This window comes from Priestia sp. P5_B4 (genome assembly GCF_056400385.1).
In genome coordinates this window covers 1-623 of record NZ_JBFULJ010001428.1, presented here as the reverse complement: position 1 = coordinate 623, position 623 = coordinate 1, and the positions used below count along the sequence as shown (strand labels likewise).

Sequence of the window (623 nt, the reverse complement as noted above, 5' to 3'; positions counted from 1 at the left end):
ACCTATSGTGGGGGCAAAAACCCCTTATGCTCTTCYCKCTTTTGWAGTGKGGAMYYACAATTTACAGGAAAGGAACGAATATSATGGATATGTTTTTACGAAATATWGATCCAATTGCCATTAAAAAATAAATGGAATTGAAAAATAAAAAAGATTTCTCGCTAAGATTTCTTTAAAAGTCGACTTAAAAAGGTGGAGGTATTGAGAGAGAAAAAGTATTAGGACAAAAGGAAAAAGAGAAATTATAAAATGGATTTACAAAATCTTTTGCACGGAATAATGGAGCACAATCTACAAAAAAAGAATTGTAGCACAAGAAATGGAACGTTAAAAAAAGCAAAAGTTTGAAAGCGAAATGAAGGCAGAAGAGTCTTCTTTTTTTATATTAGGAAGGGAGAAGGAGAGAAGAAGAAGCAAGATAACCAGCGAATTAAGATTTGATTATTATTAACAAGTACTATAACAAGCTAGCTTATTTTCATAATGGTTATATGGAAATCGTTGATCAAGTTAAAACAACGGGAGAATTTTATGCTCATGAAGTTACAGGTGAAAAAGAGAACATGGGATTTTTTGTTTGTCCTTCTTGTCTGGTAAGAGTACATTATAAAAAAGACCACTTC

Annotated in this window: 1 pseudogene; it reads left to right on the top strand. The window is 31.8% G+C overall.

Annotation, left to right across the window (positions count from 1 at the left end):
• Positions 1-437: 437 nt before the first annotated feature.
• Positions 438-623 (top strand): annotated as a pseudogene (locus tag AC1DRF_RS31385) (hypothetical protein); the annotation flags it as partial.